Genomic DNA, 24,138 nt, shown 5'->3' on the forward strand with positions numbered 1-24,138 from the left:
AAAAGAGGCTCATTAAAGCACCTTTCATTTATTAGTTACTGGGGGGATTCGATGAGAATAGCTATTTTCACAGACACCTTTGCACCAGATGTTAATGGAGTTGCACGTACATTAAAACGTTTTACTGATTATCTTGACGCAAATGGATATGAATATCGGGTTTTTGCACCTATAAGTACAAATGAAAGCCGATTTACCAGCCATATACATCGTTTCGCAAGCCTGCCATTTTTTTTATATCCTGAATGCAGGTTAGCCTTGCCAAACATGCTGCAAGTGAAGGCAGAACTGCAGAGATTTAAACCAGATCTTATCCATGTAGCAACACCCTTTAATATAGGTCTTTGCGGGTTACATTATGCAAAAAAATTAAACATCCCAATTGTAGGATCCTATCATACTGATTTTGATCAGTATTTAAAATATTATGATCTCCAATTTTTCTCTAAATTTTTATGGAAATATATGCACTGGTTCCATAAACCTCTACGACAAATATTTGTTCCATCTCATGAAACAATGGAGCAATTAAAACGTAAAGGATTTTCAAATATACGGATATGGGGAAGAGGGGTTGATTGTAATCTTTTCCATCCAAACTATTCAGTTCAAGAAGTACGGGAGCAATACCAAATAAATGAAAAGTACATCCTATCATATGTTGGCCGTCTAGCTCCTGAAAAAGATATCGAAACACTTTTAAATATTTCTTTACAACTACCAGAAATAATTAGAAGCCAGATTCATTGGTTAATTGTTGGAGATGGCCCTTCGAAGGAGGAAATGGTAAAAAGTGCTCCTGAAAATATGACTTTTGCTGGTTATCTAAATGGGGAAAATCTCGCAAAAGTATATGCTAGTTCTGATCTATTTGTCTTCCCTTCTTCAACTGAAACTTTTGGAAATGTCGTGTTGGAAGCTTTGGCAACTGGAACTCCAGTCATTGCAGCAAATTCAGGGGGAGTCAAAAATATCGTCAACCAAGGAATAACCGGAACCCTTTGCGAACCTAAACATGTTGAACAATTTCAAACCGCTATTATATCTTTATTAGGAAATGATACTCTTCGATTAAAAATGAGTGAGGATGCACGTAAATATGCTCTATCACAATCATGGGATCAAATATTTGAGGGTTTACTTAAGGATTATGAAGAGGCTTTAATTGAAAAGAAACAAATTCGCTATGCATAAAATAATTGTTTAATCTTAAAATGCGAAAAAGCACTCCTTCATAGGATCGCTTTTTCGCATTCATTATTTAATCTCTAATTTTTTCAATGTTGAGGCTAACTTTTCACTTAACTTATTTATTTTTTCAGAAGAAACATTAATGGTTCCAATTGAATTCATTTGTTCTTCGATTGATGCAGTAATTTCTTCAGTAGATGCAGCAGTTTGTTCTGCCACTGCTGAGATATTTTGAATCGAATCCAAAATAACATTACTATGAGCAGAAACATTTTCAATCTCGCTATTTAACTTTGTGGTCTCATCTATTATTTTATTAATAGAACTTGATATACGATTAAATTCATTTTCTGTTGCTTGAACACTTTTATTTAATCCATTTGTTATCTCTGTCGTCTGAGCCATGACAATCACAGTTGATTCTGTCTCTTTTTCAATATTTTGGATCATCGTTTGAATTTGTGACGTAGCCTGGTTTGTTTCCTCTGCAAGCTTTCTTACCTCATCAGCTACTACTGCAAAGCCTTTGCCGTGTTCACCAGCTCTTGCAGCCTCTATGCTAGCATTTAGTGCTAATAAGTTAGTCTGCTTTGAAATGTTGTTAATCGTTGTCACAATCCCAGAAATTTGATTCACACTTTGATAAAGAGTAGTAATCCCCAAACTAATTTGTTCTAACATGTTTGCGTTCTCTCTATTCGATGCTTGTAACCCGTTCACACTATCTTTTCCTGAGTGAACAGCATGTGCAGAATCCTTGGTTAACTGCATAATCACAGAACTTTCTTCTGTCATTAACATGATATTTGCTTGTAAATCACTCACCTTATGACTTGTTGATTCAATATCTGAAGCCTGTGATGCTGAGCCAATTGAAATTTCATGTAATGCGCTTTTAACATCCTCATTTGAAACTCTCTTTCCCTCAGTTAATACTGCTAGCTCGTGTGATGATGTTGAAATAGAGTAACTAGCATCCTTCAACTCAGAAACTAATGAATATATATTTTCACTAATCTTGTTTATTGATGCTGCTAAGATTCCAAATTCATCCTTACTTTCTTTTAATGTAGCTTTATTAAAACATCCTGCCGCCAATTCAGAGGCATTGTGCATCATTTCATTTAGTAATTTCAACTTTATTGAAATAGCCAAATAAAGTGCACCCATACATATTATTGAAATAACTGCTATCACGCCAATCAAATTCCATACTAAGAAGGTCAATTCTTGGCTTTGTTCTAAAGCATTTTTGACAAAGTAATAACTAAAAAATCCAATTGAGCTAGTCATAACTAATACTAATATGATCATAATAAAAAGTAACTTAATTGAAACCCTTTTATGTTCTTTCAATGTAATACCCCCACATGTTGACATTCTATGTATTATATCGACGTGCAGCGGCAATTTTATAGGTATTTTAAAAATAAAATAATAAAGCAGCTAACATAATGAAACGTTCAATGCTTTTAATTTGTGTCTCTCCCATTAGCTTTTAGAAAGAGATCCTCTATAACTCAAATTCAATTAAGGCAACAATATTTCTGCAACTTCTTAGTAAGCTGCACTTTCTCAGATGCAGGTAATTGTAATACACGGTTACTATATGTAAGGCATCTTGATCAATTTTAGGTAAATTTGCGATCAATGTGTGCTTCCTTCTCTAGCGAGCATTAAAAGACCTTGAAGGAACTACCTACGTTATAGAAATCACAAGTACATGTACTTTCACATTCCTTTGCACCTGAAGCTATATGTTTTGCATGATCTCCACAGAACAAAATTTTTTCATCATACAGAAAAAGGCTCATGGCCCCTTCTGAACTTCGACTGAAGTTTCAATATGGTCATGAACCTCTCCTTTTTCAACATGAACGACAATCGTATACATACCTGCTTTTTCAAACTTAAAAGAAGACGTATACGTTCCTTTTGTTGATGATTCAGCTGCATCAATATAATTGTGTTGCTCTTCTCCTTCCATCCAAATTTCAAATCGTACCGTCGCATCTAAGAAGGGTTGATCCCCTTCTTTAATTGTCGTAGTTAATCTTTCCACTTTATTCAATTGAAATGTAGTTAATTCTTCAACAGTTATGTTTACACTATGATGGGAGTGCTCCCCTTCTTGTTCACTGTCATGGTGGTCACTATTATGAGAAGGTTGCTCTTCATCATTCTCTTCAGCTGTTGCCGCTGTCTGTCCTTCCCCAACCTGAATGTCTATTGTTGGCATGGTATGATACTCTTTTACATTAGTGTGAGCTGTAACTTGATATGTTCCATCTTCTTTAAATAAATAGTTAATTTCATATGTACCTTTATCAACCAGCTTGGCATCTATTTTTTCTGAATGATCTCCTTTTTGAATCTCAAACTGCACTTCTGCATCATCGACTAGTTCTTCTCCATAATATACGTGTGCACCTATTTGAACTTCTTCACCTTTCTTAACATGCTCCTTCGCAAGAATGTCCACATGTGGTGCTTTTACTTCTTCTGTTTCTGTTGTTGTATGATCCTTGTGGCTATCTAATTCTTGACAACCACTCAGGATAATCGAAAAAACAACAATAAAACTGCTTAATACTTTATAGTTCAATCTACATAGCCTCCCTTAATTCCAATACATCCCTAGTATAGTATTTCCAAGTGCTAGATAAAACAAGTTCTTTTGTTTCTTCGATAAATATACATATTTTAACAATGACGAGTTTACCTGTAGACTACAAAAAGACCTGATGCTTTCACGCATCAGGTCTTTTCATTTTTTATTTATTTAATGCTTCTTTACTTAACGCTTCAGCTTTATCTGTTCTTTCCCAAGGAAGATCAAGATCGTTACGGCCGAAGTGTCCATATGCAGCTGTTTGCTTGTAAATTGGACGGCGTAGATCAAGCATTTTAATAATACCTGCTGGACGTAAGTCAAAGTTGTTACGTACAACGTCTACTAATACGTCTTCAGATACTTTACCTGTACCAAATGTATCAACAGAAATCGATACTGGCTGTGCTACTCCAATCGCATAAGCTAATTGGACTTCACATTTATCAGCTAATCCAGAGGCTACGATATTTTTCGCAACATAGCGCGCAGCATATGCAGCTGAACGGTCAACTTTTGTTGCATCCTTACCAGAGAATGCTCCACCACCGTGACGCGCATATCCACCATATGTATCAACGATGATTTTACGTCCTGTTAAACCTGCATCACCTTGAGGTCCACCGATAACGAAACGACCAGTTGGGTTAATGAAATACTTTGTATTTTCATCAATTAATTCTGCAGGAACAACTGGGTTAATAACATGCTCTTTTAAGTTGCGTTGAATTTGCTCAGTTGAAATTTCTGGGTGGTGCTGTGTAGAAATAACAATCGTATCAATACGAACTGGTTTGTTATTTTCATCATATTCTACAGTTACTTGAGTTTTACCGTCAGGACGTAAGTATGGAAGAATGTCTTCTTTACGAACTTCTGTTAAGCGGCGAGAAAGTTTGTGTGCTAATGAAATTGGAAGTGGCATTAATTCCTTTGTTTCATTACATGCAAATCCAAACATTAGACCTTGGTCACCAGCACCAATTGCTTCAATTTCCTCATCAGACATCTGGCCTTCACGAGCTTCAAGTGCTTGGTCAACACCCATTGCGATATCAGCAGACTGCTCATCGATTGAAGTTAATACTGCGCAAGTTTCCGCATCAAAACCGTATTTTGCACGAGTATAGCCGATTCCCTTAATTGTTTCACGAACAATTTTTGGAATATCAACATACGTACTTGTTGTAATTTCTCCAGCTACTAGCACTAATCCTGTCGTAACAGAAGTTTCACACGCTACACGAGCATTTGGATCTTTTGCAATAATTGCATCAAGGATTGAATCTGAAATTTGGTCACAAATCTTATCTGGATGGCCTTCTGTAACAGACTCAGAAGTAAAAAGACGTTTTTTAGTCATAATTAAAAGCTTCCTCCTCATATTCATGTTCATTCTTTTGATCCGGAACTCTTCCCTAAAGGGTATTTACCTTATAAAGAATCACGTTGGCATGTTTTGTGAACAGAAGTTTTATGTACCTTTACCACATGCTTGTTCTGGTAAAACTCTAATGAAGAAGTACTCATTATTTTCTGTTATCAAAAAAACCTTCCCTAAATGAGGAAAGGTTTGTTATCGTTCATCGCCTTTCGCTCTTATCGATCAAGGATTTTCGCCTTGCATCAGGTTAGCACCTTTGCATCGGAAATGTTGTTTTGCTTACGCTTATTTTTAATAGAAGCTATATCTATTAAATAATACGTAGGTCGCCACTTTCCTTTGATACAGGTTGCTGGGTTTCATAGGGCCTGTCCCTCCACCAGCTCGGGATAAGAGAATCCGTTCAAGGAAATATCATAGCGCACAAGAATACTACTGTCAACAAAAACCGACAAGTCTAAACATAATATTTTTATCACATTCATTCATCACAAAATCTCTTTCTTAGTAATGCCCCTTTAAAAAGCAAATTATAAACGTTTTTTTATTATGTAGTATTATTTGTTGTGGACTAAATCATTGTGGTTCCTATACATAGTCTTCCTCAATTTCCTAATGTCTATCATGCTTGTTTTATTTACAATTAGGTCTAAACTTTTTCATTAAAAATTCACAATTAGTATGTTTTATTAAAATTAATGTGTTATACTATTCAAAAATAAGTCTGTATATTGTAATATATTTCTATAGTTATACGTTAATTTTACGAAAAGGATGGTAATGGGGATGAATATTGTGGAGATGTCAAATGAGCTTGCACAGCTTGTTAAAGGTGAAAATGCAAATCACAATTTATCAGTTGCTCAACTTGTAGAAAAGGTGCTTGAGCGCAAGGAAGGAATTTTAACATCAACAGGAGCAATTCGAGCAACTACTGGCGCGTATACTGGTAGATCTCCTAAAGATAAATTTATAGTAAAGGAACAGTCTGTAAAAAATAAAATCGATTGGGGAACTGTTAACAAACCCATTTCAGAGGAAGCATTTGATAAACTTTATAGCAAAGTAATCTCTTACTTAAAAGAACGAGATGAATTTTATATTTTTAATGGTTTTGCAGGTGCAGACAAACGCTATCAATTGCCACTCCAAGTAATCAATGAGTTTGCTTGGCATAATTTATTTGCTCAACAACTTTTTATTAAAGAAAATAATGATTCTCCATCTACTGAAAAGCCTTTTACGATTATCAGTGCACCGAATTTCAAAGCAGATCCTGAGATTGATGGAACAAACTCAGAAACTTTTATTATTATTTCATTTGAAAAAAGAGCAATCTTAATTGGTGGTACTGAGTATGCTGGAGAAATGAAAAAATCTGTCTTTTCAGTCATGAACTATTTATTACCTGAGAATAATATTCTTCCTATGCACTGCTCTGCAAATGTCGGCTTTGAAGGTGACGTTGCATTATTTTTTGGATTATCAGGAACAGGAAAAACAACGCTGTCTGCTGATCCTAACAGACGTTTAATTGGAGACGATGAACACGGTTGGTCTACTTCAGGCGTTTTCAATATTGAAGGCGGTTGCTATGCAAAATGCATCAATTTAACGAAAGAAAAAGAGCCGCAAATATTCAATGCAATTCGTTATGGTGCTGTATTAGAAAACGTTGTGATTGATGATGAAACACGTGAAGCTGATTATGATGATTCATTTTACACTGAAAACACACGTGCAGCATATTCCTTAGAAGCAATTGATAAAGTCATTACACCAAGCATAGCAGGGCATCCGCAAACAATTGTCTTTTTAACAGCTGATGCATTTGGAGTTCTGCCTCCAATCAGTAAATTATCTAGAGAACAAGCTATGTATCACTTTTTGAGTGGCTACACGAGTAAATTAGCAGGAACTGAGCGTGGTATTACAGCGCCAGAAGCTACCTTCTCTACATGCTTTGGTTCACCATTTTTACCTCTGCCAGCAACACGTTATGCAAATATGCTTGGTCAAAAGATTGATGAACATACTGTACAAGTATTTTTAGTTAATACTGGTTGGACCGGCGGTGAATATGGAGTCGGAAATCGAATGAAATTAAAATATACGAGAGCAATGGTTCAAGCTGCAATTGAAGGAGATCTTGATAATATTGAAACAGTGAAGGATGAGGTTTTCGGCCTTAATATTCCTATTCATGTTCCTGGTGTACCTGATGATGTTTTACAGCCGCACCTAACATGGAGCTCAAAAGAAGATTATCTCCAAAAAGCGAGTGAACTAGCAACAAAATTCAATAATAACTTTAAAAAATTCGCACATGTTTCTCCTGAGATCGAGCATTTAGGTGGTCCATTAAGCAAATAAAGTAAGCTATATAGCTTAGAAGCTGAAACAATGTTTTTCATAGCCTTAAGACCTGACCTTAGTAAATCCTTAATCCGAAATTGGAGATTTACTTCCTTTAAAAAATCTAAAAAGAGTAAGGCTGGAAACAAACGGTCTTACTCTTTTTTATATCAGCTCAGTACTAGTCATTTACCTAGGCACTTTTCGTAAAGATTGTTATTTTAAAACGAGAACTATATAAGGTTAATTGGAGCAGATTGCGAGACTCATGCTTAGAGCAGCGGGACAGGTGAGACTCATGCAGGCGTTTACACCAAGGTGGCTCATCGCCCGCCCCGCTAAAAAGCGAGCACCCTCTCGCTGCAATTAACCACACAGCTCTTCTTGGTAAATTGCAACAAAGTTTACGAAAACAGCCTTTACCTAAAAGTACATTAATTATCAATTTAATAAAAATAAAAAACCAGGATAACAAAGCAAATCCTGGTTTTTCCATTTAATTTGTTGAATTAAGAGCAATTAACCGATACGTTACAACTGTTTTATTTTCACCAATTTCCAGTTTTTCAACTATTGCTTCACCAGCTATTTCTCCTGCTTTTGTTTTTCTTACCTCAATTGGAATGTCAATTGGGTAGATTCGATAGCCCTCTTTTGTGACTTGAAAAATATTTTCATCAATTCTTTGTTCATTACCTTTTGTCACAATCATCGTATTAAATTCAACAGGCATTCCCATCAGAAAACCTCCTTGTTATTCCATTTCCTATAATCTTTATCATAACACCCTTGTTCACTTTGAAAAACATATTATTGATTTTTCATCCATGTACAAAGCCTATGTAATGTTTCTCGATTTATTTTCGGAGGGAAATAATGAGTAAATTCTTCAAAATACCAGCTTTCAACTGGTTTATTTAATTCCTTTAATCGTTTTTCGAGTCTGTAAGCATGCTCAACAGAGACATTTTTATCTTTCACACCGTGTATAATTAAAACAGGAGCATTCATTTTCTCTAATTCATATAAAGGTGTTCGCCACACATAGCGAGTAGGATATTTTGTTGGCGTACCACCAATTACTCTTTTCATCATTCTACGCAAATCTTCTCGCTCAACATAGGTTAAAAACATATCAGAAACTCCACCCCATGTCACAACAGAGCATACATGGTCAGACAAAATTCCTGCTAATAATGCCATAACGCCACCTCTTGAAAAACCAAAAACATGAATACGTTCTGAACGAACATTTGGAAGTTGCCTTAAGAGGTCGAGACATGAGAGCGCATCATACCGATCATCTCCAGCAAAATCTTCATTCCCTTCACCACCTTGATTGCCTCGATAAAATGGCGCCATAACAACAAAGCCTTCTGAGGCGAATTGAATAATTCTTCCTACCCTTACCATACCAACATTTTTAATTCCGCCTCTTAAGTAAAGAAATCCATCATAGCTACCTGATGCAGTCGGTTCTGCTAAAAGACCTTTTACTTTTAAGTTGTTCGAAAAGTATGTGACAATCCAAAGTCGTATGTTTGGATTTGGGGATGGATATTTAACTTTACTAAGGATTTCACCATTCATAAACAATTCACTCTTTCTATTGTCAAATACCCTTTTATCGTTCCCATTTGGCTATAACTTCACATCATAATTTTAAATTGGGCATTCACACATTTTTCCTAAATTCATAAATTATTATAAGTTCACACGTTTCTTTCATATTCTACAATTCCACACATCTATTTTACAAAAATTATAAGATGCATTGCATCTAGGGGGGTTTGTTAAATGAAAAAATGGATTTTGTTGCTTTGTCTTGCACTTGTAGTTGTTTTACCACTTTCCGCATGTAATCAAAACAAAGTTGAAACAATTAAGCTTGCTGAGGTGACACACTCAATTTTTTATGCGCCATTATATGTTGCAATGGCCGAAGGATTTTTTGAGGATGAAGGTCTTAATGTCGAATTGACGACAACATGGGGTGGAGATAAAACGATGACTACATTACTTTCAGATGGTGCAGATATTGCTCTAGTTGGCTCTGAAACATCCATTTATGTCCATGCCCAAGGCTCTAAAGATAAAGTTATCAACTTTGCACAATTAACACAAACAGATGGCACTTTTCTAGTTAGTCGTGAAAAAATTGAAAATTTCGAATGGGATCAATTAAAAGGCAGTACATTTTTAGGTCAACGTGTCGGCGGAATGCCACAGATGGTTGGTGAATTTGTTCTGAAACAACACGGTATTAACCCACATTCAGATCTTGAGCTCATTCAAAATATAGACTTTGCAAATATTCCAAGTGCTTTTGCTTCAGGTACTGGTGATTACGTTCAATTATTTGAACCAACAGCAAGCATCTTAGAAAAGGAAGGTACTGGACATATTGTTGCTTCGTTTGGAACGGAATCTGGTAAGGTTCCTTATACAACATTTATGAGTAAAGAAAGCTTTCTAAAAGAAAATGAGGATGCTGCAAGAAAATTTACATCAGCGATTTATAAAGCACAACAATGGGTTCAAGAAAAAAGTGCTGATGAGATTACAAAATCCATTGCACCTCAATTTAAAGATACAGATCTTGAGATTATTGAAACAGTTGTCGAGCGGTATAAGGAACAAGGCTCTTTTGCTACAGACCCAATCCTTGATGAAAAAGAGTGGAATAATCTCCAAGATATTATGGATGAAGCTGGTGAATTACCAACCCGCATTGATCATGACACACTTGTAAATACCTCTTATGCGGAGGAAGTGGCAGAGAATTAAGGAGGAAAAATCATGCCATTCTTAACAGTCGAACATATTCATCATATTTACTTTACAAAGGATTCAGCAACGGTTGCTCTTGAGGATGTCCAGCTTTCTGTTGAGGAAGGAGAGTTTGTCTCCTTTCTCGGCCCTAGCGGCTGTGGGAAGACAACACTTTTGTCAATCATTGCTGGTCTAATCAAGCCAGTAGAAGGTACTGTTACAATCGCCAATAAAGTCATTTCAAAGCCCGACTCAGTTATTGGCTATATGCTGCAGCAGGATTATCTTTTTCCGTGGAAAACCATTGAGGAGAATGTCACTTTAGGACTAAAAGTTATCGGTAAAAAAACAAAAGAATCAAAGAGAACTACGTTATCACTCTTAAAAACGATGGGGATAGATAGTGTTGAAAATCAATATCCAGGTCAATTGTCAGGCGGGATGAGACAAAGAGCAGCTTTAGTTCGTACATTAGCGACAAATCCGAAGATATTATTACTTGACGAACCTTTTTCAGCTTTGGATTATCAGACAAAATTAAAGCTTGAAGATTTAGTTGTGGAAACATTAAAAGAATTCAAGAAAACCGCTCTGCTCGTCACACATGATATTGGTGAAGCAATCGCGATGAGTGATCGAATATTTGTATTTTCCTCAAAGCCTGGAAAGATTAACCGAACATATGTCGTTCCAAAAGAACTAAGAGAACTTACACCATTTGACGCTAGGCAGCATCCTTCATTTTCATTGTTATTCCAACAAATATGGAAGGAGTTAGATCAACTTGAAACAAAAAACGACCACTGATCTCCTTCACAAAAATTACATTAATGAACTAAAAAAAGAAAAAAGATGGGTCCGATTTTATCAATTACTCATTTTTTTCTTATTCTTTGGATTATGGGAAATGGCTGGTCAAAGAGAATGGATTGATCCATTATTATTTAGCGCACCTTCGAAAATATGGGAATTATTTGTTACCAAGATGAATGATGGTACTCTTATTTCACACATTGGCACGACTCTGTTTGAAACAATTCTCGGGTTTATATTGGGCACACTACTTGGTACGATTCTGGCAGCAATCCTTTGGTGGTCAAATCGTATTTCAAAGATTCTTGATCCATATCTTGTGATATTAAATGCTATGCCAAAAGTTGCCCTTGGTCCAATTTTAATTGTTGCTCTAGGACCAGGCTTCGTTTCGATCATTGCGATGGGAACAATTATCTCGGTTATTATAACAACAATCGTTGTGTATACTTCGTTTAAAGAGGTTGATGCAAATTATTTAAAGGTGTTAAAAACTTTTGATGCAACGAAATGGCAGCTTTTCAAAGAGGCTGTTCTCCCTGCTTCATATCCAACCATTGTATCAAGCTTAAAAGTAAATGTAGGACTATCTTGGGTCGGGGTTATTGTTGGAGAATTTCTTGTTTCTGCAAGAGGATTAGGATATTTAATTATTTATGGTTTTCAAGTATTTAACTTTACACTCGTATTATTAAGTCTTTTGATTATTGCATTTTTTGCAACAATCATGTATCAAGTTGTTGAGCTTTTAGAAAAGCGAGTTGTTAAATCAGAAAAAAGAGGCTGACTTCGACAGCTAGTCGTTTGTCACCTCTTATTTTTACTTAAAGATTCTCTTTTTAATTTCCTGAAGACTTCTTTTTAAGACATCATCTTTCATAATAAAACTAAATTGTTTATCTTTTTTCACCGCTTGAGGAATCTCTTGTAATAAGACAGGACCCAATGTTTCAAAATAATTATCTTGCTTAATTAGCTCGCTTATCATAGCAAAATATATATTTTTTACAATAATTTTTTCTTTGCCCATCACCTTATATTGACCTATATATTCGATTGAGGTAACAATTCCGCCTGTTTCTTCCTTAACTTCTCTTATGGCAGCATCTTTTGCCATTTCGTTTTCTTCTACTTTACCACCCGGGAATTCATATCCTCGATCTGAATGTTTTGTTAACAGCCACTTATCTTCATAGCGGCATAAAACTAATACATGTTTTGGATTAGTAGAAAAAGGGTGATCCTCAAATGATAAATGTACTTCATTGTGATAATAATCGAAAAACCGATACATAATTTAATCCCTCAATTTTTTTCCTGTTCTATTCAAATCTTATCACAATGTTATATTTCTGTATAAGGTTTATTCTTGTTCATTAATTTTTGAAATAATACCTTGTGTGCGAATCAGCTCTTTTGCTTCCTCATCACCAAGTTCATAAATCATTTGATAAATCCTTTTGTTTGTCTCATCAACGGCATCATTTTCGCGATCATAATGATATTGAACATATGGTGTATGAGCACGAAAAAAACCTTGCCAATCTGAGGAATAAACCTGATCAAAATATTCACGAAGTTGAATAATCTCTTCATCTGTTCCTTCTATTTTGAAATCCCAGGCTGATGCTGTACTTGATTGGGATATTTGCCCATTTGCAACAGTTATATAATACGTTTTTTTCGTATTCTCCATGTTGACAACTCCTTCGCTGGTTCCTACTATTATTTTTTGCCCTGATTTTTGTATTTATACAGACCTAAAGTGTTTACGGGATAGATTGCTGACTTTGTGCAGAAAATAGAGGTAATCTTGATAGACATAATGGGAGGTCACAGAAAGTGTATGACTCATGAATTTTTTTCTAATCCAGATATCAGTAGATTTCGTGCCGATGAAGAAGATCTAAATGCCTATGTACAATTAATCATTAATAAAACAGATAAAGACGAGATCCTATCTTGGATCAGTCACTTATCCGAACGTGATTTACATTCTTTAATTACACCATACATTGCTGAGAAAATGACAGCAGAACTGGCTGAAAAAGAACTTTAAAAAGCAGGTGAAATCACAAAATGATTTCACCTGCTTTCAGTTTCAATGTAATGCTATAGCGGCCTCTGCATCCTGTTAATGTACAGAATTAATTTCTGGGTATACCTCTTTGCGTCATCACTTGCTTTTCGGATTGTCTTGCACTTGATAGCTTACTTCCCTAAGAATGATTTTAACATCCAAATATGCTTTTCTAAACTTTGGTGAATAGCTAATAACATGTCTCCAGTTGTTTCATCACCTACTTCACCAGCAAGTTCCATTCCTTCTTTTAATTCTTCTGCTAGTAAGGTAAAGTCGTCATTAATGCTTTGAACCATTTGCTCAGCGGTTTCCTTACCTTCTGCTTCCTTTATAGATGAGAGTTCAAGGCACTCTTTCATAGTAGCTACCGGCGTACCCTCTAGAGCTAATAGTCGTTCAGCTAATTCATCGATATGAACTGAAGCTTCTGTGTAAAGTTCCTCAAATTTAGCATGTAATGTGAAAAAGTTACTTCCTTTTACAAACCAATGATAATTATGTAGTTTCACGTAAAGAACCGTCCAATTTGCTACTTGTTTATTGACAGTACTGTTTAATTTTTCTGACATGGTAACTCCTCCTTTTATTGTTATTTACTACATACCCTCTTTATCATTCTCCAAAACATCCTATTTTATCTAAGACTTCTCATGATAAAATAAGAGAAAAAAGAATGTTCTTTTTATTAATATGGAGGATTTAATATGAAATCTATCTTTATTGTTTGTATCATAATCGTCATTATTGTACTGCTGTTAAGTGTTTTAACAACTAAAAAGGCATATCAATATAAACATACTGTTGATCCTATAAAGAAGCCTGATGAACCATCAGTTAATGAAGAAGATTCTGAAAAATAAGCACGTCATTTATTTACGAACGATTATTTTATGTTCACAATGTTTTTACTCTGCCTTATCAAATTCTACAATCTTCGACACAATTTTAGATTAATCGTTGATGTTTCCTATAAACTTACAGTATACTCTCAATATCGAGTAAGTAAGGAGAGATCATTATGACTAGAAAGATAAACTTACCACCAAAGAAAGAACGTCATAAGCTTTTCGGCTCCGTTGAACCAGGTGTAAAGCTTAAACCAATAGAAAAAGACAAAATGCCCGATTTGCAAAATACTAAAAAAGACTTCCTTTTTACTATAGATGCAGTTGGAATTAGCAATGTAAAACATCCAGTTATCATTAAATCTGAATTGAATCCACAACAACAAACAACCATTGCTAATGTTAAAATGACAAGTAAAATCTCTCATGATGCTAAAGGTACAAACATGAGCAGATTTACTGAGCAGCTAGAAAAATATCGTCAATCTGGCGGATTTGTCTTAACTTGTAATAACCTATTTGATTTTACGAAGGAACTAGCAGAGCGTCTTAAACAAAAAGATGCTAGTATTGAAATGACATTTCCTTGGTTTTACGAACGTAAAGGACCAAGCTCTGAACTCATAGGTTTAAATCATGCAGATGCTAAGCTAACAGTTTCTTTTGAAGAAGGGGTTGGCTTCAAAACTTCAGCATCTTTAACATGTGCTGTAACAACCCTTTGCCCTTGCTCGAAAGAAATAAGTGAATATAGTGCACATAATCAGCGGGGATATGTAACAATGCATGTAGAGTTTACAGATGATTACCGCGGGGAAAAAGACTGGAAAGCAGCATTATTGCATGCAGCAGAGTCAAATGCAAGTGCTATGATTCATCCCGTTCTTAAACGACCTGATGAAAAAATGGTAACAGAGACTGCTTATGAAAATCCTCGATTCGTTGAGGATATGGTCAGACTAGTTGCAGCAGATTTATATGAATTGGAATTTGTCCAAGCATTTACAGTAGAATGTAGAAACGAAGAATCGATTCATTTACATGATGCCATTGCTAGTTTGAGCTATCGGAAATAAAAAAGCGCCTCCAAGCTATGTGGATACGAAAACATCAAGTCTGCTTTTGTTCGCAACAAGCATAAAAAAATCGGTGATTCCAATTTGGAACACCGATTTTTTTATTATTTAGACTCTAAACAATATTTTATTATCCAAATACTTTTGATAATTCTGCTTTATCTTGCTCGAGCCAAAAACGCATTAAACGTTTTGCACCTTCTAAATCATGAAGCTTTGCTTGGCCACATTGTTTTTCATTAGCAGCTGGAATTTCAGTCACTTCAACAGCAGATTTTAATGTATCTTCTAATAAGTCAATGATTTCACTTACTTCTGGTTTCCCGCTAACAACTAAATAATAACCTGTTTGACACCCCATTGGTGAAATGTCAATGATATCAAAGTGATCATATTTCTCTGCATGGTCACGAATATTAAACGCGAGCAAATGCTCAAGAGTATGAATTGTGTCAGGTTTCATCGCTTGTTTATTCGGCTGGCAGAAACGAATATCAAATTTATTTACTTCTCCATCGCTGCCAACTTTATGAACACCACAATGACGAACATATGGAGCTTTTACAGCATTATGATCTAATTCAAAACTTTCAACTGAAGGCATTTTATTCACTCCTCAAGTAAATTCTTCATTCATTGTATCATAATCAAAGGAAGTCTATAAAGCTAGAATTCTTTAGTAAGAATTATCTTTCCGTACTAAATGGTTTACACGACTTATTCGCAAAGAACACCTACTTCTAATGTATGTTATGAAAAGTTAAAAACTTGGCTTTTTATTAAAACAAAGTATACTTAAAGAGACATAAAAATTAGGAGACGATGCTTTCATGAAGCATTTTTTTATAACCATTATCAAATTTTATCAAAAATTTATTTCTCCGATGACGCCCCCAACTTGCCGCTTCTATCCAACTTGTTCACATTATGGCTTGGAGGCATATCAACGCTTCGGAGCCATAAAGGGCAGCTTTTTAACGATAAAACGAATTTTAAAATGCCATCCTTTCCATCCAGGCGGCTTTGATCCAGTCCCTGAAAAAAAGAACATAAATAAGGAACAATCATAAAACGATTTCTAGCAGAAGACTCTCCTACTAGAAAGTTTATGACCGCGAGTCTTAGATCCTTCCCTAGCTGTACAAAGAAGGTAAAATAAGTAATTTAAAGTAAATAAACATATCTAGTAAAAAAAGGTTATGAGTTTACTCATAACCTTTTTTACTTTCATCTATTTTTCGTATCCATTTACAACCATATCTAGTTTCCCTGTTGCAGGATCGATTACTAGGCCATGAACAGGAATATCTTTCGTTAATAATGGATGATTTTTAATTTGATCAACACTATCTCTGACACTATCTTCTACTCGATCAAATCCTTTAAGCCATTGATCTAAATCGATTCCAGAATATCTAACTGTATCCACTTTTTCTTGTGCAATGCCTCTTTCAACTGCTTTTGATAAAAAGTCATCTGCATTTATTTTACTCATTCCACAATCATGATGACCGACAACACAAATTTCATCGGCATTTAATTCATAAACAGCAACTAAAATACTTCTCATAATACTTCCAAAAGGATGGGCAACAATCGCACCTGCACTTTTGACAATTTTCACATCACCATTTTTAATGTTCATTGCCTTTGGTAATAATTCAACTAATCTAGTATCCATACATGATAAGATGACAAGCTTCTTCTCAGGGAATTTTGAAGTTTCAAATTTCTCAAATTCCTTTTCAGCTACAAATTTTTCATTATGATTTAAAATTTCATCAATGATTCTCATATGTATCCTCCTTGTTTTATTTTAAATATATCATATCTATTGTTTTTTCACTATTATTGCGATATTATATAAATCGTAATAATTACTATTTATTTTTTTAATCATTCATGCAGATTTTTCTTCTTGTTGCTTATACTACAATTACCACAAATAAAAATAAAAATTTGTTCTCAAAACGGAATGATTAAGATATAATATGAAAGTCTTAATCGTAATCATAATGATTTATTGAAAGGAGAAATAATGAAAAAACGTTCTTTATTCATAAGTATACTTTTATTATTAGCAATTACACTAGTTGCATGTAATGGTGATAACACTAGTTCACAATCAACAAACAACGAATCAGCTGATACAAAACTGAAAATATATACAACTATTTTTCCACTTGAGGACTTCACCAAGAAAATTGGCGGTGATTTGGTAGAGGTTGAAAATGTCCTTCCCCCTGGATCTGATGCACATACTTATGAGCCAACAACAAAAATGATGGTTGATATTGCAAATGCAGACGGATTTATTTACTCTGGTGTGGGAATTGAAAGCTTTGCCGCAAAAATTGAAAAATCTTTAGAAAAAGAAGATGTTGCATTTATAAATGCAGGAAATGGGATTGACCTTTTAGAACATGAGCATAGTGATGAAAAACATTCTGAAGATGAAGCTGCTCATGAACACGAAGATGAAGCACATTCTGAAGATGAAGCTGCTCATGAACACGAAGATGAAGCACATTCTGAAGAAGAAGAATCACATAAGGGACATGATCACGGTGACAAAGATCCACATGTCTGGCTTGATCCAGTCCTATCAATTACATTAGCAGAGAATATTAAAAATTCACTAGTTGAATTAAACCCAGATGGCAAAGAAACATTTGAAAAAAACTTTCAACAAGTAAAAGCACAGTTAAAAGATCTTGATAAGTCCTTTACAGATGTAGTAAGTAACGGCGAAAAAAGGGAAATTCTCGTTTCACATGCTGCATACGGTTATTGGGAAGACCGCTATGGCATTGAACAAATCAGTGTTTTAGGCCTTTCTCCAACTGAGGAACCCTCCCAGAAGGAATTACAAAACATTATTGAGACTGCAAAGGAACATGATATTCAGTATATAATCTTCGAAGCAAATGTAAGCAGCGATATAACTGATATTGTCCAATCCGAAATTGGAGCAGAAGCCTTAACTTTAAATAATTTAGAAAGCTTAACAGAAGAAGATAAAAACAACAATGAAGATTATTTCAGTATCATGAAGAAAAATTTAGAAACAATAGAAAAAGCACTTTCAAGTAAATAAAATAGTCATTTTTAAATCTTAGCAAACCTACTTATAGCTTTTTCATAAAAACGTCTTTTATAAAGGCGTTTTTTTCACGTTACAGATAGTATGAAATCCTGTAGAAATGGCAGACTATAGATGTATTTCATTTTTAAAAGGAGGGTTCTAAAATGGCACAAGACGTTTTATGTGAAGTAAACAATTGCAGTTATTGGGCACAAGGGAATAAGTGTAAAGCCGATGCAATCTATGTAGTAAGTCATACAGGTGAAAAAGCTGAAAGCAGCAAAGAAACAGATTGTAAAACTTTTGAACCAACTGAATAATCACCATTGGAACGAGTAGCTGCAACTACTCGTTACCTTCTTTTTTATTATTGATAATGATTTTCATTTTTATGCAGGAATTACATATTTTTTCTTTCTTAATCACAAACTATTTGTAGAAAATCTAAAGGGGGAAATCATGTGAAGGACAGTTTACTTAATTCATTTCGCAATGATGTCAAAAATTCAAATGCGGACTCATTTCCACTGTATGTTGATTCATTTACAAACTTATGGGATTACGAGTTTGGTTCATTGGATGACCTTCCACATGATGTTGATGCACTTGTAGCAGATCGTGCAATAGAGTATGGGTTGATGGAGTAAGTTTTAAGGATGAGCTAAAAGCCAGCCGATGTGAATTCAAATAATGACACATTCATCTCATAAAAAAGACTGACTACATGTTTTATTAATAGTCAAGATATTTCACGAAACCCTTAACAATAGTAAAATTTTATTTAATGTCAGCCATTATAAGAAATAAAGTAAAAAGGATAGATGAGTAAAAAAAATATGCTCTATCTATCCTTTTTTATACTACATATGACCACATTTACTACAGCAAAAAATGTAATGTTGTTGTGCTATTGAACCCGCTAGTTAAACAAGAAACAATGAATTAAGCTATACTCATTCTTCGATTGGTTTAATTAATCTCGCAAGATTTCTACCTACAACCACATTATCTGGCACATCTTTTGTCACAACCGCACCCGAAGCTATAACAACATTATTGCCAATTTTAACTCCAGGATTAATAATAGCTCTTCCACCAATCCAAACATTATCACCGATATTAACTGGAAGTCCGTATTCTGCACCCGATATTCTTTCATTGGCATTTATCGGATGAGTGGCGGTATATATATGAACACCTGGTGCAACAAAGCAGTTATCACCTATTTGAATCTCACAAACATCTAGAAGCACACAATCATAATTAGCATAGAAATTTTCGCCAACGTGTATGTTGTAGCCATAATCACAACGAAATGTCGGCTCACTTTCGTTATTACAACACCCCTCATTAAAATGTACGTTTGGGAATATTTGTTCCTTTTACAACGGTATTGTTGTTGTAGATAAATAAATTTATTGTATAGTTATGGTAGTAAATGAGGTCATATAAACAAAAAAGTACACCACTATATATAAGTGCTGTACTTACTTTTCTTTTAATGTGGGATTTTAAAGATAAACATCTACTTTGCCTATAAAAAGGTACATTCACTTTTACTTCATTTTACAGAGTATCAGCCTTTTTGCTTATCTTATTTCACTAGCTACATTTCGGTCTTTAGAGAGTTTTTGCTGGGCTCTTTTTTTAGCAACTAATCCATGTCTAGGCGAGAATAGAAAGGCAATTACAAACAAGATTCCTGTTGAAGTTGCCATTGAACCTGCAATGGAAACATTCAATATAGTTGCAATGTAATATCCACTAAAGCTGGAAAATACACCAATACCTGCACTAATAAACAACATATTGATAAGTTTATCTGTTAACAAATAGGCAGTAGAAGCTGGAACGATTAACATTGCAACGACTAGTATCGCTCCAACACTGTCAAATGAAGCAACCGTTGTAATTGAAAGCATTCCCATTTGTAAATAATGGATGAGTAATACAGGTATCCCTATCGCTGCTGCCATTTCAGGATCAAAGGAGCTAATCTTGAATTCTTTATAAAAGAAAATAATAATTAGCAAATTAACAATAAACACGAACGTTAACAGCCAAACAGCTTTTGGCCCTAACTCTAACCCATTCCATTCAACTGTATCCCAAGGGATAAAGGTGATTTCTCCCATTAATGCATGATCAACATCTAAGTGAATGTTACCCGCAAATACGGATAAGAGGATAACACCCACTGCAAAAAGAGATGTAAAGACAACACCTATCGCAGCATCAGCCTGAACACCCTTCCCATTTAGCACTTGAACAAGCATGGCTGTTAATAGGCCAACAACAACTGCACCGATTAACAAGAAAGGGCCTTCCAAACTGCGGCTAACTAGATAACCACCTACAATACCTAATAATACTGTATGTGATATCGCATCAGCTAGCATCGCCATTTTACGTAATACTAAAAAACATCCAACCATTGCACATGTAATGCCAACTAAAGAACCAGTTAAAATAATCCATGCATCATAAGTCATTAATGATCCTCCTCTGATTACCAAAATTTGATGACTCAGGTATTAATAGAGGAGCCCGGTCGTGAATTTTCAATAGCGTAAAAAGCTGTTCCTTTGTTTCAAGTGAGATTGTACCTAGATTTAGATCATCTCTTGAGTTAAGCTCTAAATGAGAAAATTCCATTTCATGCATTAAATACATTTCATATAATCGTTGCTGCAATACAAGCTTATAACCTTCTTGGATCCCATTATCAGTTAAAACCCATCTTTCATCACTAATTTTCCTAATATACGCATTCTTTTGAAGAACACTATTCGCATAATCAAAAAGATTAGAGGATACTTTTCTCATTTTCAAAAGTTCTTTTTCTGTTACTCCCTTAATATTTCCAGATTCAGCACTATCATAATAACTTAACAAAACTTGTTCGATTGCTGTTTTTTTACGTAATGAGAGTTGTTTAAATGCTTTCGCACATAATCCCCTTTTCGGTGCAAACACAAGAGAAATAAGAAATATACAGGTTGCTGAAACAATAATAAGCGGTCCTGTTGCCATACCTTCGGTTATCGTACTAAGCAACGTACCTACAACACCACTAATTCCACCTATCACTCCAGATAGAATGATCATTTGACTCAGCTTATCTGTCCAATACCGAGCACTGATTACGGGTGTAATAAGCATTGCGGCCATTAAAACAACCCCGACTGTTTGCAGACCAATCACTACTGCGCAAACAATAAGCAATTGTAATAAACCATTAAAGAATTTAGCAGGTATCCCAATTCCTTTTGCAAATTGAGGATCAAATGTTAATAATTTAAACTCTTTATAAAAAATAGCTGTGATTGAAAGTAAAATGAGTGAGATCACAGCTATTAAGTTTACATCTGCCGCAATCATCGATGCCGCCTGCCCAAAAATGAAATCATCTAACCCACTTTGATTTCCTGTTCCATTATGCTGAATATAGGTTAATAGAACGATCCCAAAACCAAAAAATACAGAAATAATAATTCCTAGAGCAGAATCTTCTTTGATGCGGGAGTGCTGAATGATCATTTGTATACAAAAGGAAGAAATGAATCCTGCAATAGCGGCTCCAATTAAGAAGATTAGTAACGATTTTGACCCATATAAAAGATAGGCAATACATACCCCTGGTAAGGCTGAATGAGCCATTGCATCTCCTATTAAGCTCTGTTTTCTCAGCAAAGTGAAGCTTCCAACTACACCGCTGGCGACCCCAAGGAGCATTGTACCGATTAACACCCATTGTGTATTTGGATTTTGCAATTGTAAAATGAGATCTTCAATCACCTGACTTCACCTCTATCTTTTTAATAAAACAGATTGATCTTGTAAAAATGTAAGCTTTCCACCGTATGTTTTTTGCAAGTTATCAATCGTAAATGTTTCTTTCGTTGGTCCGAATGCAATCTTCCTCATATTCAACAAAAGCACCCAATCAAAGTATTCATTTACAGTTTGTAAATCATGATGGACAACAAGAACCGTTTTCCCTCTCGCCTTTAAGTCATTAAGTAAGGCAATAATGGCTTTTTCAGTCGCTGCATCCACCCCAACGAACGGTTCATCCATAAAATATACATCAGCATCTTGAGCAAGAGCTCTAGCTAAGAAAACACGCTGTTGCTGTCCTCCTGATAGCTCACTTATTTGCCTATTGCCATATTCCAGCATTCCTACTTTAGTCAGGCATTCTTTTGCAAATTCAATATCTTTTTTACCTGGCCGCTTAAACCAACCAATATGGCCATATCTCCCCATTAACACAACGTCTAATGCATTTGTCGGAAAATCCCAGTCAACTGATCCGCGTTGAGGAACATAGCCTACTTTTTTACGTTGCTTTTGATATGTTTCTCCGTAAATCGTTACCTCACCAGACGCTGTTGGAATTAATCCTAATATCCCTTTAATTAATGTGGATTTCCCTGCTCCATTCGGACCAATTATCCCAATTAACTTTCCTTCCGGAACCTCGAAGCTAACTTCCTGAAGTACAGGTTTATGGTGATAGGCAATCGTTAAATTTTCTACTTGTACAGGTATCATTCATTACACCAGCCTTCTTTTTAGCAATCTATGATTCTCATAAAACTATTTTAAAGAAGAAACAATTGTATCAACATTGTGCTTAAACATACCGATATAAGTCCCTTCTTCTGTACCTTCTTCACCCATTGCATCTGAGAAGAGCTCACCGCCAATAATAACTTCATGATTTTGTTCCTTCGCACCTTCTACAACAGCATTAATGGATTTTTCAGAAATACTGCTTTCAATAAAGACAGCTTTAATGTTCCGCTCAACTAATAGATCGACGAGCGCTTGAACGTCTTTTAAACCATACTCTGAATCAGTACTTAATCCTTGTAACCCCATTACTTCTAGTCCATATGCATGACCGAAATATTTAAATGCATCATGTGCTGTTACAAGAACACGACTTTCTTTCGGAATGGTGTTAATTTGCTCTTTTGCGTATTGATCCATTTCCATAAGCTCTTTTTTATAATTTGCAGCATTTTCTTTAAATAATGGTTCATTATCAGGTGAGAGCTTTGTCAGTTCTTTTTCAACTTCATCCACCACATGAATCCAAGCTTGAATATCAAACCAAACGTGCGGGTCATGTGTATTTGCAGAATTTGCGCTTAACAGCATATCTTCTGGAATGGAATCTGCTACTGCAACTGTTGGTTTATCATTTGACATTTTTTCGAAAATTTCCCCCATTTTACCTTCTAAATGAAGCCCACTATAAAAGATAATATCTGAATCATGTAATTTTTTTATATCTCCTTGTGAGGCTTGATAAAGATGCGGATCCACCCCAGGTCCCATTAACGATGTAACCTCCACTTTGTCTCCGCCAATGTTTTTAACTACATCTGCTACTTGACCTGTTGTTGTTGTAACCTCTACTTTATCATTTGATTTTGTTGATGTTTGATTATTTCCACACGCCGTTAATAAACAGATTGCTGCAATCGTTAACCCTAAATTAACTAACCACTTTTTCATCTTTTATTCCTCCCATTCTATTTCTAAGTTTCCCTAGTGCAACTTTTCCTATAAAATTTTTTACTCTTTCTCATCTAATATAGTATATGGACATTTTGAGATATACGCTACTCTTTTAACTGTCTACATATTTTATTTGTACAACTAAAAAAGTTTCCCTAATACAAAAATAATGTGTTAACCCATAAATGTCAACTTTCTTTTATCGACAAAAAAAAAAATCCAGCCATTTGGCTGGATGAAAATATGAGCAGAAAGAGAAACTATTCGTTTATGTTTTTCTTTCGAGGATAACTATATCGCTCTGCTGTTTGCTTAACAAGTTGCTATTTTTTCGTTTTAAATATAAAAAATTATAGAATTCTTCCATAAAGTTCCTTTTTAGCTTTTACGA

General features: G+C 35.0%; 26 protein-coding genes, 1 pseudogene and 1 riboswitch. Of the genes and pseudogenes, 12 read left to right on the forward strand and 15 right to left on the reverse strand.

Features of this window, described 5'->3' with window-relative positions:
* Positions 1-51 precede the first annotated feature (51 nt).
* On the forward strand, positions 52-1,194 hold the full coding sequence (locus GMB29_RS21445; protein ID WP_136352126.1) for a glycosyltransferase family 4 protein: 1,143 nt from the start codon (positions 52-54) through the stop codon (positions 1,192-1,194).
* A gap of 63 nt (positions 1,195-1,257) precedes the next feature.
* On the opposite strand, the gene GMB29_RS21450 is transcribed toward GMB29_RS21445, so the two are convergent.
* From GMB29_RS21450 to metK, 3 genes are all read right to left on the reverse strand, one after another.
* Entirely contained in the window at positions 1,258-2,547 is a 1,290-nt protein-coding gene (locus GMB29_RS21450; RefSeq protein ID WP_168733787.1) for a methyl-accepting chemotaxis protein, read from the reverse strand.
* 454 nt (positions 2,548-3,001) lie between these two features.
* A complete protein-coding gene (locus GMB29_RS21455) occupies positions 3,002-3,796 on the reverse strand; it encodes a FixH family protein (RefSeq protein WP_136352128.1) in 795 nt (264 codons plus the stop codon).
* Positions 3,797-3,965: 169 nt separating this feature from the next.
* A complete protein-coding gene (metK, locus tag GMB29_RS21460) occupies positions 3,966-5,168 on the reverse strand; it encodes a methionine adenosyltransferase (RefSeq protein ID WP_227551767.1) in 1,203 nt (400 codons plus the stop codon).
* Between the two features lie 230 nt (positions 5,169-5,398).
* A riboswitch (SAM riboswitch) is annotated at positions 5,399-5,582 on the reverse strand.
* Positions 5,583-5,972: 390 nt separating this feature from the next.
* Here metK and pckA point away from each other — a divergent pair.
* Positions 5,973-7,559 (forward strand): phosphoenolpyruvate carboxykinase (ATP), encoded by a 1,587-nt coding sequence (gene pckA / locus GMB29_RS21465; RefSeq protein ID WP_136352130.1) that lies wholly within the window; start codon positions 5,973-5,975, stop codon positions 7,557-7,559.
* 478 nt (positions 7,560-8,037) lie between these two features.
* Here the strand turns inward: pckA and GMB29_RS21470 are convergent, their stop codons facing one another.
* Together GMB29_RS21470 and GMB29_RS21475 are read right to left on the reverse strand one after the other, a co-directional pair.
* Complete coding sequence (locus tag GMB29_RS21470) at positions 8,038-8,280, reverse strand: DUF2584 domain-containing protein (RefSeq protein WP_136352132.1); 243 nt, start codon at positions 8,278-8,280, stop codon at positions 8,038-8,040.
* 71 nt (positions 8,281-8,351) lie between these two features.
* Positions 8,352-9,131: an alpha/beta hydrolase family protein gene (locus GMB29_RS21475; RefSeq protein WP_136352133.1), complete on the reverse strand. Its 780-nt coding sequence runs from the start codon at positions 9,129-9,131 to the stop codon at positions 8,352-8,354.
* Positions 9,132-9,338: 207 nt separating this feature from the next.
* On the opposite strand from GMB29_RS21475, the gene GMB29_RS21480 reads away from it, so the two are divergent.
* The 3 genes from GMB29_RS21480 to GMB29_RS21490 are packed head-to-tail and all read left to right on the forward strand — an operon-like array spanning position 9,339 to position 11,913.
* Positions 9,339-10,328, forward strand: coding sequence for an ABC transporter substrate-binding protein (locus tag GMB29_RS21480; RefSeq protein ID WP_136352134.1), 990 nt, complete (start codon positions 9,339-9,341; stop codon positions 10,326-10,328).
* 12 nt (positions 10,329-10,340) lie between these two features.
* The gene (locus tag GMB29_RS21485) at positions 10,341-11,120 is read left to right on the forward strand and encodes an ABC transporter ATP-binding protein (RefSeq protein ID WP_136352135.1); all 780 of its coding nucleotides are present in this window, start codon (positions 10,341-10,343) and stop codon (positions 11,118-11,120) included.
* Positions 11,098-11,913 (forward strand): ABC transporter permease, encoded by an 816-nt coding sequence (locus tag GMB29_RS21490; protein ID WP_406600287.1) that lies wholly within the window; start codon positions 11,098-11,100, stop codon positions 11,911-11,913. Before GMB29_RS21485 ends, GMB29_RS21490 begins: the two co-directional genes overlap by 23 nt.
* A 33-nt stretch (positions 11,914-11,946) precedes the next feature.
* Here GMB29_RS21490 and ytkD read toward each other — a convergent pair whose 3' ends face one another.
* Both ytkD and GMB29_RS21500 read right to left on the reverse strand, forming a co-directional pair.
* Positions 11,947-12,420 (reverse strand): RNA deprotection pyrophosphohydrolase, encoded by a 474-nt coding sequence (ytkD, locus tag GMB29_RS21495; protein WP_136352137.1) that lies wholly within the window; start codon positions 12,418-12,420, stop codon positions 11,947-11,949.
* 69 nt (positions 12,421-12,489) lie between these two features.
* Positions 12,490-12,822 carry a hydrolase gene (locus GMB29_RS21500; RefSeq protein ID WP_136352138.1) on the reverse strand — a complete coding sequence of 111 codons (333 nt, stop codon included), beginning with the start codon at positions 12,820-12,822 and terminating at the stop codon, positions 12,490-12,492.
* Positions 12,823-12,972: 150 nt separating this feature from the next.
* On the opposite strand from GMB29_RS21500, the gene GMB29_RS21505 reads away from it, so the two are divergent.
* Entirely contained in the window at positions 12,973-13,185 is a 213-nt protein-coding gene (locus GMB29_RS21505; protein ID WP_136352139.1) for a hypothetical protein, read from the forward strand.
* 152 nt (positions 13,186-13,337) lie between these two features.
* On the opposite strand, the gene GMB29_RS21510 is transcribed toward GMB29_RS21505, so the two are convergent.
* Entirely contained in the window at positions 13,338-13,778 is a 441-nt protein-coding gene (locus tag GMB29_RS21510) for a Dps family protein (RefSeq protein ID WP_136352140.1), read from the reverse strand.
* A gap of 135 nt (positions 13,779-13,913) precedes the next feature.
* Here GMB29_RS21510 and ytzI point away from each other — a divergent pair, with 135 nt between their 5' ends.
* A complete protein-coding gene (gene ytzI / locus GMB29_RS21515) occupies positions 13,914-14,069 on the forward strand; it encodes a YtzI protein (protein WP_136352141.1) in 156 nt (51 codons plus the stop codon).
* Positions 14,070-14,227: 158 nt separating this feature from the next.
* Entirely contained in the window at positions 14,228-15,130 is a 903-nt protein-coding gene (folE2, locus tag GMB29_RS21520; RefSeq protein WP_136352142.1) for a GTP cyclohydrolase FolE2, read from the forward strand.
* Positions 15,131-15,260: 130 nt separating this feature from the next.
* Here folE2 and GMB29_RS21525 read toward each other — a convergent pair whose 3' ends face one another.
* Entirely contained in the window at positions 15,261-15,734 is a 474-nt protein-coding gene (locus GMB29_RS21525) for an S-ribosylhomocysteine lyase (RefSeq protein WP_136352143.1), read from the reverse strand.
* A gap of 226 nt (positions 15,735-15,960) precedes the next feature.
* Between GMB29_RS21525 and yidD the strand changes: the two genes are divergently transcribed.
* Positions 15,961-16,200, forward strand: coding sequence for a membrane protein insertion efficiency factor YidD (gene yidD, locus GMB29_RS21530; protein WP_136352144.1), 240 nt, complete (start codon positions 15,961-15,963; stop codon positions 16,198-16,200).
* 161 nt (positions 16,201-16,361) lie between these two features.
* Here yidD and GMB29_RS21535 read toward each other — a convergent pair whose 3' ends face one another.
* On the reverse strand, positions 16,362-16,925 hold the full coding sequence (locus GMB29_RS21535; protein ID WP_136352145.1) for a beta-class carbonic anhydrase: 564 nt from the start codon (positions 16,923-16,925) through the stop codon (positions 16,362-16,364).
* A 243-nt stretch (positions 16,926-17,168) separates the two neighbouring features.
* Here GMB29_RS21535 and GMB29_RS21540 point away from each other — a divergent pair, with 243 nt between their 5' ends.
* From GMB29_RS21540 to GMB29_RS21550, 3 genes are all read left to right on the forward strand, one after another.
* Positions 17,169-18,227 (forward strand): metal ABC transporter solute-binding protein, Zn/Mn family, encoded by a 1,059-nt coding sequence (locus GMB29_RS21540; protein WP_136352146.1) that lies wholly within the window; start codon positions 17,169-17,171, stop codon positions 18,225-18,227.
* Between the two features lie 152 nt (positions 18,228-18,379).
* Positions 18,380-18,535, forward strand: a complete 156-nt coding sequence (locus GMB29_RS21545; RefSeq protein ID WP_136352147.1) for a DUF1540 domain-containing protein — start codon at positions 18,380-18,382, stop codon at positions 18,533-18,535.
* Positions 18,536-18,676: 141 nt separating this feature from the next.
* Positions 18,677-18,862 (forward strand): hypothetical protein, encoded by a 186-nt coding sequence (locus GMB29_RS21550; RefSeq protein WP_136352148.1) that lies wholly within the window; start codon positions 18,677-18,679, stop codon positions 18,860-18,862.
* 306 nt (positions 18,863-19,168) lie between these two features.
* Here GMB29_RS21550 and GMB29_RS21555 read toward each other — a convergent pair.
* From GMB29_RS21555 to GMB29_RS21575, 5 genes and pseudogenes are all read right to left on the reverse strand, one after another.
* Positions 19,169-19,540 (reverse strand): annotated as a pseudogene (locus GMB29_RS21555) (DapH/DapD/GlmU-related protein); the annotation flags it as partial.
* A gap of 264 nt (positions 19,541-19,804) precedes the next feature.
* Positions 19,805-20,707 (reverse strand): metal ABC transporter permease, encoded by a 903-nt coding sequence (locus GMB29_RS21560; protein ID WP_136352149.1) that lies wholly within the window; start codon positions 20,705-20,707, stop codon positions 19,805-19,807.
* Positions 20,697-22,013 carry a metal ABC transporter permease gene (locus tag GMB29_RS21565; RefSeq protein WP_136352150.1) on the reverse strand — a complete coding sequence of 439 codons (1,317 nt, stop codon included), beginning with the start codon at positions 22,011-22,013 and terminating at the stop codon, positions 20,697-20,699. Before GMB29_RS21565 ends, GMB29_RS21560 begins: the two co-directional genes overlap by 11 nt.
* A gap of 12 nt (positions 22,014-22,025) precedes the next feature.
* The gene (locus GMB29_RS21570; protein WP_136352151.1) at positions 22,026-22,772 is read right to left on the reverse strand and encodes a metal ABC transporter ATP-binding protein; all 747 of its coding nucleotides are present in this window, start codon (positions 22,770-22,772) and stop codon (positions 22,026-22,028) included.
* A 45-nt stretch (positions 22,773-22,817) separates the two neighbouring features.
* The gene (locus GMB29_RS21575; RefSeq protein ID WP_136352152.1) at positions 22,818-23,744 is read right to left on the reverse strand and encodes a metal ABC transporter solute-binding protein, Zn/Mn family; all 927 of its coding nucleotides are present in this window, start codon (positions 23,742-23,744) and stop codon (positions 22,818-22,820) included.
* Positions 23,745-24,138 lie beyond the last annotated feature (394 nt).

This window comes from Metabacillus sediminilitoris (assembly GCF_009720625.1).
GTDB classification, from domain to species: domain Bacteria; phylum Bacillota; class Bacilli; order Bacillales; family Bacillaceae; genus Metabacillus; species Metabacillus sediminilitoris.